Source organism: Flavobacteriales bacterium (assembly GCA_021296215.1).
Lineage (GTDB): Bacteria > Bacteroidota > Bacteroidia > Flavobacteriales > ECT2AJA-044 > ECT2AJA-044.
This window is the reverse complement of the sequence record JAGWBA010000008.1, coordinates 22,978-39,150: the sequence shown is the minus strand read 5'-3', so window position 1 is coordinate 39,150 and position 16,173 is coordinate 22,978. Positions and strand designations below refer to the sequence as shown.

Genomic DNA, 16,173 nt, shown 5'->3' with positions numbered 1-16,173 from the left:
ACGAAAATAATTAATTCTTACCTTGACCGAACCTAAGCATTAACCATGAAGAAAATTTTACTCTCCCTTGTCGTAGTCGTTTCTCTTTCGACGTACGCACAAACCGGTATCGCCTGTGACGGTACCGATGACGTGATGACCGTACCCAACGCCTCGGCCCACTTCGTCGGGCAAAATATTTCGATGTCGTTCTGGGTATACCCGACCAATCCGAATCCCGGATTTCCCGATTTCGACGGATTCGCGGGATTTCGATCCGAGTCGACCTTCGATTTCTACTTGCTTCAACTCACCGCAACCAATGTCGAGTGCCGTTTTCGAAACAACAGCGGTATCAATTACGACATCGTGTATAACGGCCTGGTGATGAACGCCTGGAACCATTTCGTTTTTACCTTCAATGGGAGCCAAACGGAAGTATTCCATAACGGCGTTAGCGTGGGTACCACCCCCGCTTCCGGAACCATTTCCAACGCAAACGTGGCCTTTGAGATCGGAAAAACGCAATTCGGACCGCCCTTTTGGACCGTCGGGAAATTCGATGATGCCGCACTTTGGAGTCGCGCACTTACGGCCGCCGAAGTAGCCGCTCTTTACGGTAACTGTCAAGTCGATATCAACTCCCCCAACTTGGAGCTCCTATACGAATTCGAGGAGGGCACCCCCGGCCAGTCGAACACCTCCATCACTACGGCGATCGACAGCAAAGGAAATCAAAACGGAACGTACAGCGGATTTTCAATGACCGGAACGGCGTCGAATTTCGTAACCGGAAACGGAGCCACGTACGCAGCCGATACCGTTGAGGCCTGCTTTACCTATACAACCGCGGGCGGACAAACATACACGGCGTCCGGAACCTATACCGATTCGCTAAATTCCAATGCGGGATGCGACAGTATCGTGTCACTCGAACTCACCATCATCGATTTTGACCTAACGGTGAATCAATCGGGCACCCAGCTCACCTGCGCGCACAGCGGTGCATTGTTGTACCAATGGATCAACTGTACCACGGGCCAGCAGCTCGGTACGGGGCAAAGCTACACGCCGGCACAATCCGGCGACTACGCCTGCATCATTACGGACGATGGTTGCCAGGATACTACGGCGTGTGTTACGGTTACGGGTTTTGGTCTGGATGAGGGCCTCGCGGCCCGATGGTCGGTATCGCCGAATCCATCTCAACACGGTGCCGTGTTGAACTTCGGCAGCACGGTTGAAAAGGCCGTGGTACGCGTGGTCGACCTACAAGGATGCATCATGTATAGCACCCAAATACAACAAATCGACCAAATGACCCTTCCTGGCGAATTGCCAGCCGGGATCTACTTGGTCGACGTGCGTAGTGCATCGGCCCGTAGGGCCATAAAATGGATCGTGAAATAGCTTAGAATCGATAGAACAGGCTGATTTCGCCGTTGCCGTGGAAGCGCGTTTCGTAGCTCCAGTAATCGTAATAGTTCTCGGGCTGTTCGTAGTCCATGTCCATCAAGAATCCGAGGCCTAAGTTGAAGTTCAAGCCGAGACGGTCGTTGAAATTCAGTTTCATGCCGTTGACGACATAGGTACCGAAAAAGTTGTGGTTCTCGTTGTACGACTTATTGATCCACGACTCCGTTGCCTCGTCGTCGTAGTACATGTATACGTAGGTATCGCGGATGCTGTAGGTCACGAGCGGCCCGGTGTAATACGAGATCTTACGCTGACCAAATGGATAAACCATGAATCCGGCACCAATGCCGAATACGTTCGGATCTTCCACATAGCTGGCTCCTTGGGCGAAACCGACGCGAACAGGAACGTAGAGCGAAACGTTCTGGTCTTCACCGAGCAAGCGCTCATAAGCCATCGAAAAATTCAAGGTCACCAAGTCAAAATAGTTGTATCCAACCAAGTTGCGCTGCGTGATCTCGAGCACGGCCTTTGAAGTACCGTACTGCTCAACCGTGCCATTTTCATACTCGATCCGGGTCACGGATTTGCGGCTCTTGGTAAAAAGCGGCCCGGCCGGATTCTCGAACCGGCGGTAGCGGATCTCATCGTCCGTAATGATCTCCAGAATAACTTCCAATCGATTGCCATCCTCGAGAACGAGCACATCTTGAGCAACCGAAAACGCCGTGGCCGAAACAAAGAGCACTAGCGTGAAAAAACCTTTCTTCATGGTTTAAAATTTGATTCGAAATTACACCATTAAACGCTAAAATCTGTAACTTATTGCGAGTGACCCCCCAATTTTGAACGGACTCATTCGCCCATCGGTTGGGCTATGTACATAGGTCCCGTTAACTCCCGCCCCAATGAGCAAGTGCTCAAAGAAGACCTTGTTGTATTCGACGCCGATCGAAGTGCCAAAATAAGTCTGCTGCGTGGGGTCTTCAGGCAAGATCATGATCATGATCACGTCATTTCCGTACGGACTCGGCACATCGACCAACCAGTACTGCTGCATCTCGGCCCACAAAGTGAGCGACCCGGCCTTCCCGAGCGAGAATTCCCGACCGGCGGCCAACCGGTACCCGAGCCGGTGATCGATCATGGTGTACGTGGTGAGCGGCCGCGTTGCACAAAACCCGAACAACTGCTCACCCATGTCGGTCCGCATATAACTCGGACCTAGTCGAAAACGCAGTCCGTTGGTCTTTAACTCGCCGAAGACCCAAGTATCGACCGACTCGAGCCTGAGCTTCTGTTCTTCCCAGTAACCCTGCGACTTCGCAAAATTAAATCGGTTCTGAAGTCCGACCGTCCATTCAGTTTGAGCGTAGCTATTGCCTGCGGCAAGAAGCGCGACTGCCGCGATCATTAGTTTTTTCATCTTCGCATTGATCTGTTTACCGTTTAACAAAGGTTCCGTTCCAGCCGCCATTATCGGACCTGAATTCGAGTGTGTAGCTCCCGCTGGCCAAATTCGCCACCGACAAGGTCTGATCGCGATCCAGCTTGGTCCGCATCACCACTTTTCCCTGAATATCGCGTATAAGCACCTCGGCTGACCTGATCGCTTCGGGCCAATCGATGCGGAGCGACTCCGCGGTCGGATTCGGATACAAGGTCAGTTGAACCCGTTCGTTCTCGTCGATCCCGACCAACCCGAAATCACTCACTCCAATGTGGTTGATGTTCGAGCTATTGGCCATGGTAAATTCACCGCCGAAATAAAGCGAGGTGTTAAATGTTTCCTTCAGTGCGTAAACCGGTTCATTCACCAGTGACAAGCCGCTGAAGCTGTCGAAATCGTCATTGAACACGGCCAGATTTCGCCCTAAGATGCCCACGATAGGGTTGTAGTTGAACGACCCGCCCAAAACCAAATGGTCGTGAAAGACCTCTAACTCGTAAAACGAAGAGTCGTTGCCCTCGGCGACGAAGTTGGTCGCCCAAAAGAGGTTTTCCCAATCACCATTGCTCCATCGGGCAATCCCAAAGGTATCGGCCGTATACGGGTCAAAGAAATCACCCGCGGCATACAGTTGACCGCCGTACACGGCAAAATCGTTCACCGGAGCGGCAATGGGGGTATTTCCCGGAATCGAAAATTGTATTCCGTCGTACTTCTTTACATGGCTCCCGGCATCGTTGAAATCTACTCCAATGTATAGCTCATCGTTGAACTCAACGGCGGCATTCACCTTTCCGTGTACACCGCCTATCATCATCCAGCCGTTGCCGATCCAAACGGCCACGCCATACGAAATACCTAGGGGCGACCAACCGAAGAGTCCGACCGCGTACAAGGTATCCTGGTACTCGATCAGCTGCTCCACCTGGCCATTGAGTTGACCAAAGGGTTCCCAGCCATTATTTTCACTGTACATATATACCGAGCTCGAATTTCCGTGCATCGAGAAGTCCCCGGCCACGTAGTAAGTAGTTCCCACCCGAAGAATATCCTTCACCGGACTGTTCAGCGGGCACTGCAAATCAACCCAGTGGAAGCCGGCGAATCCGGGACGCCATTCGGCTATGTAGTTGGCCGAAATGGAACCGTCGACTTGAGTGAAGCTACCGCCGACCATAACTCCGCCCGCATCAGTTTCTTCAATAGCAAGCACATTCCCGTTGGTGCCTTGACCCAAGGAGCTAATGAAGTATCCCGTAGGCGGATACGGGGGCTGTATCCAGGCGAGCTCTTCGGGCGTGAATCCGGCCCACTCGGCCCATTCCCCGATCTCCGGCCATTCCATCTCACGCACGTAAGCGTAATTCATTTCTTCGGAAATGCGACGCGCCAATGACTCGTAACCACTTTCTTTCATGAGGTAACCCACCGCACAAAAGTGATCGTATTGATCAATAAATATGGGTCGTCGCATGGGCAGCACGTCATTCACCGGGAACCAATCCTCGGTGTAATATGGCGTCAAGGTCTCGAGTAAGGCCTCTCTACGTTCCAATTGTTGTGGATTTAGCCCTACGGGCCGATGTGTAAGTAGAAACCCTTGAATGGCCTCGAGGTGTCGGGCGATCGCCTCACGATCATTGAGCTGCTCCGGTGCTTGTGCTTCGTAGAGCTCTTGAGCAACGGGACGATGCTGCCATTCGGCATTGACTTCAAGCAGCTGCTCGTACAAGTTTGCCTGGGCAAAGACGGCCGAGACGGAGAACAAGAGAATAAATGAGTAGAGAATTCTTTTCATGATATCTTAAGGATGAAAGAACAAAGTGAAAGGTTGCGTTAATACCGAAGCAACCATTTCATAAAAACAACCGTCTTAGTATTAGTAATAGTGACCGAACTCGTATCCATAGTGCGCGCCTGTAAGAAGAAAAAGCGCGGAGCTCAAAAAGCTCTGTATATGCGCTTTGCGGACAGCATGATGGGTACTTGCCGGTACTACGCATCGGATGTGCACGAGGCGGAGGATATTCTTCAAGAGGGGTTCATGATCGTATTCAAAAAGATCGATCTGCTGTCGGATCACGAAAAATGCGAAGGATGGATGCGCCGGATCTTCATCAATCTGGCCCTTGAACGCCACCGCCGTCGCCGCTGGACCTTCGATGTGAACGACGGCCATTTATATAATGAAAGGTTGTCACACGATAATATATCGCCACAGATCGATGCAGATGAACTACTGGCCTTGGTGCACGAGTTGCCCCCCCAGTATCGGATGATTTTTAATCTCTACGCGATAGAAGGCTACAAACACAAAGAGATCGCGGACTTGCTCGGCATCAGCACCGGAACGAGCAAATCGAACCTCTCCCGCGCGCGGGCCATTCTACAGGAAAAGGTATTGGCTCGGTACGGCACCAAAATCTGGAGTAATGGCTAACTACGATTACAACATAGACGAATTGTTTGGCGAATCGGCCCGCCAGTATACTTCTAAGGCCCCCGAAGGAATGTGGGATGCTTTGGATGCCGGTCTCGACCGATCGAGCCGCCGTAAAACCGCCTTCCGGATGCGCATTGCAGCCAGTGTGGCGATCGTGGTCTCGGCCTTCGGAACGGGCTATTACTTCGGGAACCATTCTGAGGCCCCGGGAGCGTTGGCTGAAAACTACGGCAATTCGGCCGAGGGCCGAGGCAGTTCCAGCGAAGACGGAGTCAATTCGACCGAGGGCCGAGGAAGTTCCGGCGAGGCCGGAGTCGGTTTGGCCAAAGGCCAAGACAATTCGGACGGAGTCCGAGACAATTCGCCTACGGCGAGCAATATATTGTTGGCCAAAGGCCAAGTGAATTCGCCTGCGGCGAGTCAGTATGAAGAAAGTGTCGTAAGTGGTACAAAATCGAACGAGGTGCGCTTGCAGCCCGAATGGAACAACGACGCATCCAAGGTATTGGCTGCGAATTCGGTCGTTTTGCCGACCGATCTAGATGAAATTGGAGAGGAATCCCCTATCCTTCTCGAGCGGGTTCAAGTGGCCCGATTGGAGCCGGCAATTCCGGATCAACTCGGTCCCATTAAATGCAAAGGCTGCTCGCCGTGGAGCATCGCGGTTGAAGGCGCCCCTGTGATCGCCTTCAGGGAAGCTCGTGATGCTAGTCCTTCGCCGATACCAGGCAATACACCGGCCACGGCATCCAATGCCGAATCGACCACCGACGCTCCTTTGTGGGGATGGTCGGGTGGAATAGAGATCGCGTATCAAAACAACCCCAGGTGGCAATTTGCCTCGGGGATCAACTACCACCAAATGGGTCAGCAGGCCGATGCTAGTTTCCGCTATTCGAGTCCGGTAGCTACGAACTCAACGCCCACGCTTATAGTTTCGTCCACCGCCGGAGAAATTGCCACGACATTGATCGATGCCGGGTCGTTGTCGGAAAGCACATCATTCGAAACCGTTGACGGTGAAGTGATCAAATCGCCGGTAGACCAGCAATTCAACTACCTCGAAGTACCGCTCACGGCTACCTACCTCATCGGTAACGGAAAGTTCAAGGTCGGTATCGAAGGCGGTGTCGCCGGAAACTTTTTGACGAACAATCAGGTATATTCCGCCTCCAATAACGACGTGGTGATCGGAACTACGGAAGGTGCGCGCGACTTTATATGGAGTGCCGTCGGAGGTGTCGAGCTCGCTTATCAATTGAGTTCGAATGTGAGTCTAACCGCCGGACCCCAAGTGCGGTACGGGCTTCAATCGGCCATCGACAACACTTATTTCAAGCCTTACTCGGTCGGACTCGCGGCTGGTGTTTCCTATCGACTGTAAAATGTAACTTAGCACCATGCGTGCCGTAGTCGTTATCCCTGCCCGATATGAGAGCTCCAGATTTCCGGGAAAGCCCCTGGCCAATGTGCTCGGAAAGGCCATGATCCTGAGGGTCGTGGAACAGGCTCTGTTGGCCGTTCCCCACGTGTTGGTCGCCACGGACGACAGCCGAATTTACGAGGCTGTTCGCGCATCGGGCCGCGAGGCCCAAATGACTTCCGAAGAACATACGAGCGGCACGGATCGCATTGGCGAGGCCGTTCGGGGTTTGAACTTGGCTCCGCCAGACGTGGTCATCAATGTGCAGGTCGACGAGCCGTTCATTGCGCCGGAGCAGATCGAAGCCGTGCTCAACCTTTTTGAAGACGAGTCAGTGGAGATCGGAACGCTGGTGCGTCGGGTTACGAATCCTTCAGTTCTAGATAATCCGAATACGCCTAAAGTAGCGCGGGCGCTGAGTGGTGAAGCCCTCTATTTCAGCCGTTCGTGTATCCCGTTCATTCGGAATGCGAATGAGTCGGTGGACCACTGGCAACACGTGGGCTTGTACGCCTATCGTTTGCGCGTTTTAGAAAAACTGGTAGCTTTGCCGCCCTCGCCGTTAGAGCGGGCCGAGAGTCTGGAGCAGCTTCGCTGGCTCGAGAATGGCTATCGGATCTACTGCGCGGAGACCGATCAAGAGACTTGGGCGATCGATACGCCGGAAGACTTGGCGAGGGTCGAAGCCCATTTTGGCGAAAAAGCTTAATTTAGTACTTGATGAAGGTAGAAGATTACGTAGGTAAATTGTTGTATCGGTTCGACTGTGTCATCGTTCCCGGATGGGGAGGGTTGGTGAGTTCGTACCGCCCGGCCAGGATTCACCCCGTAACGCATATTATGAATCCGCCCGCAAAGGCACTCTCCTTCAATCAACTGCTGACCAAAAACGACGGCTTGTTGGCCAACGAGGTAGCGGCTGGCGAAAGCTGCAGCTACGATGAAGCCTTGACCTTGATCGAGCAAAACGTCCGCGAAATGCGTGGTGAGCTCGAATTGCATCATGCCGTGGACTGGGAGCACATTGGTATTTTTCAATTGGGCGAGGAGGGCAAGATCCTCTTTAAAGCGCATAACGAAATCAACTACTTGGTCGACTCGTTCGGTTTAAGTGTCTTGCGATCTCCGGCCATTCAGCGGCAGGAGCGTAAGGTGGTGACCTTGGATAAAGAAGATTCTGTATTGCCGGCTTCTGCACAGTCGACATCGCGTCGCGGATGGTGGCGAGCGGCGGCGGTTTTGGTTCCCTTGGTCGGAATTGCAGCCCTGAGTTGGTGGCAGCGCGATGCTGTAACCGAAGGTGTACATGCAGGAATCTTGAATTTTACCGCGACCGGACCCGAACTCTACGAACCGCGCACCGAAGAAGAGGTGTTGCTTCCATTAGAAGAGTCAAAGGCCGACGACTGGTGGGCCATTGCGCACGAAAACGCCCAGCCAAAACCCGAAGTGCCTAACCCGGTAGAGCGTTCAACCACCAATACCACAGCCAACACTAATAACACTGCTAGCACTCATAACACTGCTAACACTTCTTCATTCCACGTTATTGCCGGCTGTTTCTCGAACGAATCGAATGCCGAAAAGCTACTACATCGATTGAGAGCTGAAGGAGTTCCTGCGGAACGCATTGGGACCACCGCCACGGGCTTGCACATTGTGACGTACGAGAGTTTTGCATCGCGCCGCGAGGCGCTGGAAGCCCTAGCCCGCATCAAGCGCGAACACAGTGCGGAGGCTTGGCTCCTGAAAAAATAGCCGTACTTTTGCGGTGCGCAACGGAGCGCCCGAAACACGTACGCTATGAAGGCCAGATCGCCGCAAGATTCCCTAGCTATTTTGACCGAGATCGTTCTTCCGAACGACACCAACAATCTCAACAATTTGATGGGAGGTCGCTTGTTGCATTGGATGGACATCGCCTGTGCTATTTCGGCCCATCGCCACTGCAAGCGCATCGTGGTGACGGCTTCGGTGAACAACGTATCGTTCAATATGGCCATTCCACAGGGGTCGATCGTGACCCTCGAGGCCAAGGTGAGCCGTGCATTCAGCTCCTCCATGGAGGTCTTTTGCGACGTGTGGGTCGAGGACAACAACAACCCCGATAAAAAGACCAAGGCCAATGAGGCCATTTACACCTTTGTGGCCGTGGATCAATTGGGTAACCCCATTCAAGTTCCGCCGTTGGAGCCCGAAAACGAGATCGAAAAGCAGCGCTTCGATGGGGCCCTGCGCCGCCGTCAGTTGAGTTTGATCTTGAGCGGTAAAATGAATCCGGAGGAGGCAACTGAGCTCAAAGCACTCTTTTTACCAGAGGGGAATTCTTAATGGCCTGCTTTAGCTAAGGAAGTGAACTAAACTTCGCAGAGTGAATTCGCGGCAATGCCGCGAGTGAATTCCGGTCAGAGTCAATGGCCTTTTATTCGCTCGCAGAGCGAATGGACTTCGGTGCAGCAGAAGAGGTATCGTTTTATGTCTAATGCAGTGATACCCGCTAAAGGTGGTATCAGAGGAGTTGATTTTGCCTGAGCAACGTGAATTCGCGGCACAGTCGCGAGTGACTTCCTGAAGGAGTTGATGGTTCTTGACTCGCGCGTAGCGCGATTCGGATAGCACCCCCAACCCCCGATAACTATGATTAAGGCCAGCGGGGGACTTTAATTGCCATTAACCTCGATTTGATCAGCCACGCCCCGTGGTTTCAAGATCAATGTATCAAAGTAGCTTTTTGTAGCGGAATTGCGATTCGCGAAGCGAATAAAAGCATGAAGCGAAATGACGAGCGGTTTCGCGAATGCGAAATCGGCATAGCGGGACAACTTGACTTTTTGGTTCGTTTTTGGTCAAGCAAAAATGAACGAAAACCGGTTTGGAAATAACGAGAAAAGCTATGCCTATTGAGGTTCGCTCAATAAGCATTAGACTGTTCATGAACAGCCGCTAAGACTTCATCCACCGATACTTTCTCCATCCCCCTAAAATTGGGCTTATACCACTTATTGTCGCCTAGCTTGGAATGCGGCCGATCCCGGGAGCCTTTCGGCTCGATTTGTGCGCTTCCGGCTCCTGGTCGAAACGGATACATCCCGAATTCGGGAACCGTAGCGCCCCAAATACTGATGATCTTTTTTTGAAAGGCGGCAGCGATGTGCATGAGCCCGGTATCGTGCGTTATCACGGCATCGGCATCGCGCACCAAAGCAGCACTCTCGTTAAGCTTGAATTTTCCGGCCGCGTTGAAAACCTGCTCACCCACTTCGGTGGCTATGCGTTCGCCTTTGTCGGCATCTTCGGGTCCGCCCAAGAGCATCACCGGCTGCTCTACGCCTCGGCAAATCTCTGCGATCTTGTGTTCGGGCAGCATTTTGCCGGGGTGTTGACCACCGATCACAAAGGCGATGTATCCGTAGTGGTGACTTTCGGGAATGCGCGATCGATCGGGGGCGTCATCGGGACCGAGAAAATAATCGAGCCCCTGGCCGTCATCTTTTACTCCGAGCGGTTTCGCGGCATCTAGATACCGATCCACGATGTGCACGCAGGGCATGAGGTTCCACTTAAAATTGACGTAAAGCCACTTTTCGATGTTGTGTTTCTTAAAGGCCGTGGACGGCACGCCCAGCGCTTTTTTGAACCGAGCCGTACGCAGATTGTGGTGAAGATCAACGACGCGATCGAACGCTTCGGCCCGCAGGGCCTGAGTCACCTCATCGATACCCTTTTCGATGGTCCAGAGCTTATCGATGTACGGGTTGTCAACCAAAACGGGGGTAAAGGCCTTTTTGGTGAGGTAATGCACCTCGGCGCCGAGCTGCTTTTTGAGCGCGCGGATCACCGGCGTTGTGAGGACAATGTCGCCGATACTGCTAAAACGGACCACGAGGATTTTCACGGGGACCAATTTACCTTAATTTTGGGGCATGACATTGACCGACACGCACACGCATATTTATTTGGATGTCTTCGACGACGACCGCGACGCCATGATGCAGCGCGCCATCGACGCCGGGGTTGAGCGCCTTTTTCTACCGAATATCGACCTCTCCTCTATAGATGCGGTTAAGGGCCTCGCGGCCCGATGGCCAACCCGGGTATGGCCGATGATGGGACTCCACCCGTGCAGTGTTCAGGAAAATTGGAGCGAAACGCTCGATGCCATTGAAGAGGAATTGCGGGGCGATACGAAGTATGTGGCGGTCGGTGAAATTGGCATTGACTTGTACTGGAACAAGAGCGCCTTGCCGTGGCAGGTAGAGGCCTTTAAACGGCAAATCGGCTGGGCCAAGGAGTTGGATTTGCCGATCGTGATCCACTGTCGCGATTCGTTCGACGAGATCTTCGAGGTGCTCGCAGAGACTCAGGACGGCACGCTGCGCGGCGTTTTGCACTGCTTTACGGGAAACGAAGAACAAGCCGAACGGACGGTTGAACTTGGCATGATGCTCGGTTTGGGCGGGGTGCTGACCTTTAAGAACAGCGGGGTAGACAAAGCCGTAGGCGCAATACCCATGGGGCACATCGTTTTGGAGACCGACAGTCCGTATTTAGCACCGACGCCGCATCGAGGCAAGCGGAACGAATCGGCCTATGTAGCTTTGGTAGCGGAGAAATTGGCTGAAGTAAAAGGTCTAACTTTGAGCGAAGTGACCGAGGTCACCACGGAAAACAGTAAACGATTATTCGGCGTATGAGCAGGACTCCGCGCATACTCTTGTTTTACACGGGCGGCACCATTGGCATGGTGAAGAGTCCGAATTCGCCCGCGTTGATGCCTTTCGACTTTGGCGATTTGGAAGCGATCTTGCCGGAGCTGGAGCACATTGGTTGCAGCATCGATTTTGAGGTGCTTGATCCGATCATCGACTCTTCGAACATGCAACCTGCCGTTTGGGCGCGATTGGCCATCGATATCTACAATAGGCTCGATGACTACGACGGGTTCGTGGTGTTGCACGGATCGGATACCATGGCGTATACCGCCAGTGCATTGAGCTTTATGTTCGAGCACCTGAACAAGCCCGCGGTATTTACCGGAAGTCAGCTTCCTATAGGGATCACCAGAACCGATGCCAAGGAAAACCTGATCACGAGTATTGAGATCGCAGCGGCGAAAGGGTTTCGCGGAAAGCCATTGGTTCAAGAGGTATGTATTTACTTCGAGTATCATTTATACCGCGGTAACCGCACTACCAAACAGAGTGCATCGCGATTCGAGGCCTTCGACTCGCCCAATTATCCGGCCTTGGCTGAAGCGGGGGTCGACCTCAAGTTCGAGGAGAACTACTTGATGAAAGCACCGAAACTGCCGGTGCATTTACATACCGATCTCGACACGAATGTGATCGGAATAAAATTATTTCCGGGCATGCAGGCCAAGCATTTGAAGCACATGCTGGACACCCCGGGACTTAAGTGCGCGGTGATCGAAACTTTTGGTTCGGGAAATGCGCCAACGGCGGAGCCATTTATTGAATCATTGCGCGAAGCACAAGAAAACGGCGTGCATCTCGTTAATGTGACACAGTGCCTTCGTGGACGCGTGCAAATGGGGCGGTACGAATCGAGCGAGGCCTTGCTGGACCTGGGAATGGTAACGGGTAAGGATCTCACTTTTGAAGCGGCTGTCACCAAGGCGATGTACCTTTTAGGACAGGGTTGGGACGGACGATCGTTCAAGAAGCGATTTGAAAAAAGCCTTCGAGGCGAACTGACGGACTGATCGAAAGGAGGAGCTGAATTCGCAGTGTCAATAGTCATACGGGTTTTCAGCACCCTGTTAACCTTTTGATAATTTTCGCAGTAACCATTTTTTTGTATTTTGGCGACCTCTACGGAGAAGGGCAATACGCCAGTGCAAGGAGAGGTGGCCGAGTGGCTGAAGGCGCACGCCTGGAAAGTGTGTATACTCTAACCGAGTATCGGGGGTTCGAATCCCCCTCTCTCCGCTGAGATGAGTAAGTAATTTTTTAAACTAGAAACCTAATATTTCTAACCAACAAAAAGCCAAAATGAAAAAAGCGTTATCACTTCTGGCAATTGCAGGTTTGTTGAGCTTTGGCGCCGTGGGCGTTTATGCGCAAGAAGACAGCACTGCTACCGAAAACACTGAAATGATGGCAGATTCTGCTGCCACCGATTCAGTTGCTGCGATGGAAGAAGAAGCAGAAGAAGAAGCTCCTGCAACTGGAGAGGCCTCTCAAGATGAGGAAATGATGGAAGCCGCAGCAGAAGATCGTGGATTCCACCAAGTTGTTAAACAAAAGTTCATCGAGGGTCGTGCCACTTTCATGGGTATTGTTTTGGTTTGTTTGATCCTCGGTTTGGCGATCGCCATTGAGCGTATCATCTACTTGAACCTTGCGACTACCAACACCAACAAATTGCTTACCGATGTTGAGGAAGCTTTGAAAAGCGGTGGTGTTGAAGCTGCGAAAGAAGTTTGCCGTAATACTCGCGGCCCTGTAGCAAGTATCTTCTACCAAGGTTTGGAGCGTTCCGACGAAGGAATCGACATGGTCGAGAAGTCTGTGATCTCTTACGGGTCTGTTCAGATGGGTCTATTGGAGCGCGGTATTTCTTGGATCTCTCTCTTTATCGCCCTGGCTCCGATGCTCGGGTTCATGGGAACGGTAATCGGTATGATCGAAGCCTTTGACTCGATCGAAGCTGCCGGAGATATTTCACCATCACTCGTTGCACGTGGTATTAAAGTGGCCCTTTTGACCACGGTATTCGGTTTGATCACGGCGATCATCTTGCAGATTTTCTACAACATTATCGTTGCCAAAGTCGATAGCTTGGTGAACAGCATGGAAGATGCTTCTATCAGCTTGGTCGACATCCTAGTGAAGAACTCCAAATAAGATCCACCATGGAAAAGGTTGGAAAGATTTTAAGTTACGTGTTCATGGTCGGGGCGGCCATCTTCTTTGTCATGGCTTTGGTCAACGGAAATGACGCCATCGATAACGATGCCTCTATTCAGGCAGCCGTGATCGATCCGTTCATGTACATTGCATATTTCGCGGCAGGTTTGGCCTCGTTGCTCACCGTAATTTTTGCCGTTTACTTTTTGATTACGCATCCTGAAAAGGCCAAGAATTCCCTCATCGGAATCGGCGCCTTGGTCGTTGTCTTCGGTATTGGCTATGTATTGGCTTCCGGAAACGTGACAGAGGCCATGACCAAAGTGGGGGGCGTAACCGAAACTACTTCTAAACGAGTAGGTATGGGATTGATCACTTTCTACTTGCTTGTGGGTATCGCAGTACTTGCGGTAGTCATTTCTTCGTTTAAAACAATAGTACGCCGTTAATTAAAGCACTATGGCTCGTAAGAAAAGAGGAGTACCTGAAATCAACGCAGGATCGATGGCCGACATCGCCTTTCTGCTGTTGATCTTCTTCCTGGTAACGACGAGAATGGACGTGGATACGGGTATCATCCGTGAGCTGCCTCCAATGCCGGACGAAAACACCCCTCCGCCCTTCGACCAAGCGAATAAACGTAACCTTTTCATCGTGTTGGTGAACGCTTACGATCAATTATTGGTCAATGAAGAGCCCACTGATATCGACAACTTGAAAGAGAAGGCCAAGCAATTCATCGACAATAACGGCGATGGATCTTGTACCTACTGTCAAGGAGCTCGGAATCCGAAAAAATCGGATAACCCCAGCAAGGCCATCGTTTCGCTTCAAAACGACCGCGGAACCTCATACGAAATGTATATTACCGTTCAGGACCAATTGGCCCAAGCGTATACTGAGTTGAGAGATCGTGCGAGTATGGAAAAGTTCGGAGCGGTATATGGTGACCTTAACGATGTACAGCAAGACGAGATCAACGATATGTATCCGAAATTGATCTCCGAAGCAGAACCCAAAGACGTTGGTGAATCCTAATCATTAGAAGATGTCAAAGTTTAAAGATCAAAAATCGAAAGAGAGTCCCGGGATCTCAACAGCATCCCTTCCGGATATCGTTTTCATGCTGCTCTTCTTTTTCATGGTAACCACGGTTATGCGCGAGGTAAAACTCGTTGTCGAAGTGAGTCTGCCCGAAGCTGGAGAAGTGCAAAAGATCCAGAAAAAGAGCCTCGTTAGCTATATCTACGTGGGTAAACCCTTACAGGGCATCCGCGCCACGTACGGTAAAGAGCCACGCATTCAGCTCAACGATGCTTTTGCTTCTGTAGACGACATCCAGGAATTCGTTGCTCAGGAACGCGAAGCGCGCTCCGAGCAAGAAGCCAAGCGATTGGTGAATTCCATTAAAGCGGATATCGATGTAAAGATGGGTATCATTACGGACATCAAGCAAGAATTGCGTAAGGCTCAGTCTTACAAGATCAACTACGCTACTCGCCGTACGCTAGAATAGATCTGCGTCTTTTATAATATTCGAAAGTCCTCGCACGAACGTGCGGGGATTTTTTTGTCCTAAAATGTAGTCTTAGGCGAAGCTGTGTTGGCCGAATTCGGCTGGAATCTGATCGAATAAGCCCATAAGCTCATCGTAGCTCTCACTAGTGCAAAGTGCCAAGCGAGTGTCTTTGAAGTTGGGAATACCCTTGAAATAGTTCGTGTAGTGTCGTCGAGTCTCAACGATACCCAAACGCTCTCCCTTCCACTGAACGGCCTTCTGAAGTAGTCTACGCGCCATTTCGGAGCACTCCTCAATGGTGGGAGGATCCAGGAGCTCACCAGTGGCGATATAGTGCTTGATGTCGCGGAAGATCCACGGGTTACCAATACTCGCCCGACCGATCATGACGCCATCGACGCCGTACTTATTCTTCCATTCTACTGCCTTCTCCGGTGTATCGATATCTCCATTGCCGAATACGGGAATATGCATGCGAGGGTTTTCCTTTACCGCGCCGATCAAGGTCCAATCGGCCTCTCCTTTATACATCTGCTTTCGCGTGCGCCCATGGATCGAAATAGCCTTGATTCCCACGTCTTGCAAACGCTCTGCCACCTCGACGATGTGCTTTGAATTCTCATCCCACCCGAGGCGGGTCTTCACGGTTACCGGCAAGTCGGTCGACTTCACGATCTCTTCGGTCATGCGCACCATCTTCGGGATATCTTGTAAGATCCCCGCACCGGCACCTTTGCACGCCACCTTCTTGACAGGGCAGCCGTAGTTGATGTCGATGATATCGGGCCCCGCTTCAGCGCAAATGGCCGCTGATTCCTTCATCGATTCGATCTCGTTTCCGAAGATCTGAATCCCGACCGGACGCTCATACTCGAAAATATCGAGCTTCATGCGACTCTTCGCCGCATCGCGAATAAGCCCTTCGGACGAAATGAATTCCGTGTACATGAGATCGGCTCCCTGCTCCTTACACAACTCGCGAAAGGGCGGGTCACTCACGTCCTCCATGGGAGCGAGCAACAGCGGGAAATCCCCTAATTTTATGTCAGCGATCTTTACCATCTCTGTCCGAAG

General features: G+C 51.8%; 17 protein-coding genes and 1 tRNA gene. 13 read left to right on the top strand and 5 right to left on the bottom strand.

Translation table 11 applies throughout. The features are described 5' to 3' along the window. The first annotated feature begins 45 nt into the window (after positions 1–45). Positions 46–1,389 (top strand): T9SS type A sorting domain-containing protein, encoded by a 1,344-nt coding sequence (locus J4F31_02465; GenBank protein ID MCE2495433.1) that lies wholly within the window; start codon positions 46–48, stop codon positions 1,387–1,389. 1 nt (position 1,390) lies between these two features. Here the strand turns inward: J4F31_02465 and J4F31_02460 are convergent, their stop codons facing one another. The 3 genes from J4F31_02460 to J4F31_02450 are packed head-to-tail and all read right to left on the bottom strand — an operon-like array spanning position 1,391 to position 4,643. Further along, the gene (locus tag J4F31_02460) at positions 1,391–2,167 is read right to left on the bottom strand and encodes a hypothetical protein (protein ID MCE2495432.1); all 777 of its coding nucleotides are present in this window, start codon (positions 2,165–2,167) and stop codon (positions 1,391–1,393) included. A 36-nt stretch (positions 2,168–2,203) separates the two neighbouring features. Beyond that, entirely contained in the window at positions 2,204–2,821 is a 618-nt protein-coding gene (locus J4F31_02455) for a hypothetical protein (protein MCE2495431.1), read from the bottom strand. A gap of 16 nt (positions 2,822–2,837) precedes the next feature. Further along, positions 2,838–4,643 (bottom strand): T9SS type A sorting domain-containing protein, encoded by a 1,806-nt coding sequence (locus J4F31_02450; protein MCE2495430.1) that lies wholly within the window; start codon positions 4,641–4,643, stop codon positions 2,838–2,840. A gap of 90 nt (positions 4,644–4,733) precedes the next feature. Here J4F31_02450 and J4F31_02445 point away from each other — a divergent pair, with 90 nt between their 5' ends. From J4F31_02445 to J4F31_02425, 5 genes are read left to right on the top strand one after another with little or no spacing between them, the layout of a single operon-like run. Next, positions 4,734–5,285, top strand: a complete 552-nt coding sequence (locus tag J4F31_02445) for a sigma-70 family RNA polymerase sigma factor (protein ID MCE2495429.1) — start codon at positions 4,734–4,736, stop codon at positions 5,283–5,285. Then, complete coding sequence (locus tag J4F31_02440; protein ID MCE2495428.1) at positions 5,278–6,672, top strand: hypothetical protein; 1,395 nt, start codon at positions 5,278–5,280, stop codon at positions 6,670–6,672. Before J4F31_02445 ends, J4F31_02440 begins: the two co-directional genes overlap by 8 nt. Positions 6,673–6,688: 16 nt before the next feature. Continuing rightward, entirely contained in the window at positions 6,689–7,420 is a 732-nt protein-coding gene (gene kdsB / locus J4F31_02435; GenBank protein ID MCE2495427.1) for a 3-deoxy-manno-octulosonate cytidylyltransferase, read from the top strand. 11 nt (positions 7,421–7,431) lie between these two features. Next, positions 7,432–8,469, top strand: a complete 1,038-nt coding sequence (locus J4F31_02430; protein ID MCE2495426.1) for an SPOR domain-containing protein — start codon at positions 7,432–7,434, stop codon at positions 8,467–8,469. A gap of 45 nt (positions 8,470–8,514) precedes the next feature. Beyond that, positions 8,515–9,042 (top strand): acyl-CoA thioesterase, encoded by a 528-nt coding sequence (locus J4F31_02425; protein MCE2495425.1) that lies wholly within the window; start codon positions 8,515–8,517, stop codon positions 9,040–9,042. Positions 9,043–9,622: 580 nt separating this feature from the next. Here J4F31_02425 and J4F31_02420 read toward each other — a convergent pair. Beyond that, positions 9,623–10,606 carry a glycosyltransferase family 9 protein gene (locus J4F31_02420; protein ID MCE2495424.1) on the bottom strand — a complete coding sequence of 328 codons (984 nt, stop codon included), beginning with the start codon at positions 10,604–10,606 and terminating at the stop codon, positions 9,623–9,625. 28 nt (positions 10,607–10,634) lie between these two features. Between J4F31_02420 and J4F31_02415 the strand changes: the two genes are divergently transcribed. From J4F31_02415 to J4F31_02385, 7 genes are all read left to right on the top strand, one after another. Continuing rightward, positions 10,635–11,405, top strand: coding sequence for a TatD family hydrolase (locus J4F31_02415; protein MCE2495423.1), 771 nt, complete (start codon positions 10,635–10,637; stop codon positions 11,403–11,405). After that, entirely contained in the window at positions 11,402–12,433 is a 1,032-nt protein-coding gene (locus J4F31_02410) for an asparaginase (GenBank protein MCE2495422.1), read from the top strand. Before J4F31_02415 ends, J4F31_02410 begins: the two co-directional genes overlap by 4 nt. 138 nt (positions 12,434–12,571) lie before the next feature. After that, positions 12,572–12,659 (top strand) — tRNA-Ser (locus J4F31_02405). A gap of 63 nt (positions 12,660–12,722) precedes the next feature. Continuing rightward, complete coding sequence (locus J4F31_02400; GenBank protein MCE2495421.1) at positions 12,723–13,577, top strand: MotA/TolQ/ExbB proton channel family protein; 855 nt, start codon at positions 12,723–12,725, stop codon at positions 13,575–13,577. 8 nt (positions 13,578–13,585) lie between these two features. Beyond that, positions 13,586–14,029, top strand: coding sequence for a hypothetical protein (locus J4F31_02395; GenBank protein MCE2495420.1), 444 nt, complete (start codon positions 13,586–13,588; stop codon positions 14,027–14,029). 10 nt (positions 14,030–14,039) lie between these two features. Then, on the top strand, positions 14,040–14,618 hold the full coding sequence (locus J4F31_02390; GenBank protein ID MCE2495419.1) for a biopolymer transporter ExbD: 579 nt from the start codon (positions 14,040–14,042) through the stop codon (positions 14,616–14,618). Between the two features lie 10 nt (positions 14,619–14,628). Beyond that, complete coding sequence (locus tag J4F31_02385) at positions 14,629–15,096, top strand: biopolymer transporter ExbD (protein ID MCE2495418.1); 468 nt, start codon at positions 14,629–14,631, stop codon at positions 15,094–15,096. A 72-nt stretch (positions 15,097–15,168) separates the two neighbouring features. On the opposite strand, the gene dusB is transcribed toward J4F31_02385, so the two are convergent. Beyond that, on the bottom strand, positions 15,169–16,161 hold the full coding sequence (dusB, locus tag J4F31_02380; protein MCE2495417.1) for a tRNA dihydrouridine synthase DusB: 993 nt from the start codon (positions 16,159–16,161) through the stop codon (positions 15,169–15,171). Positions 16,162–16,173 lie beyond the last annotated feature (12 nt).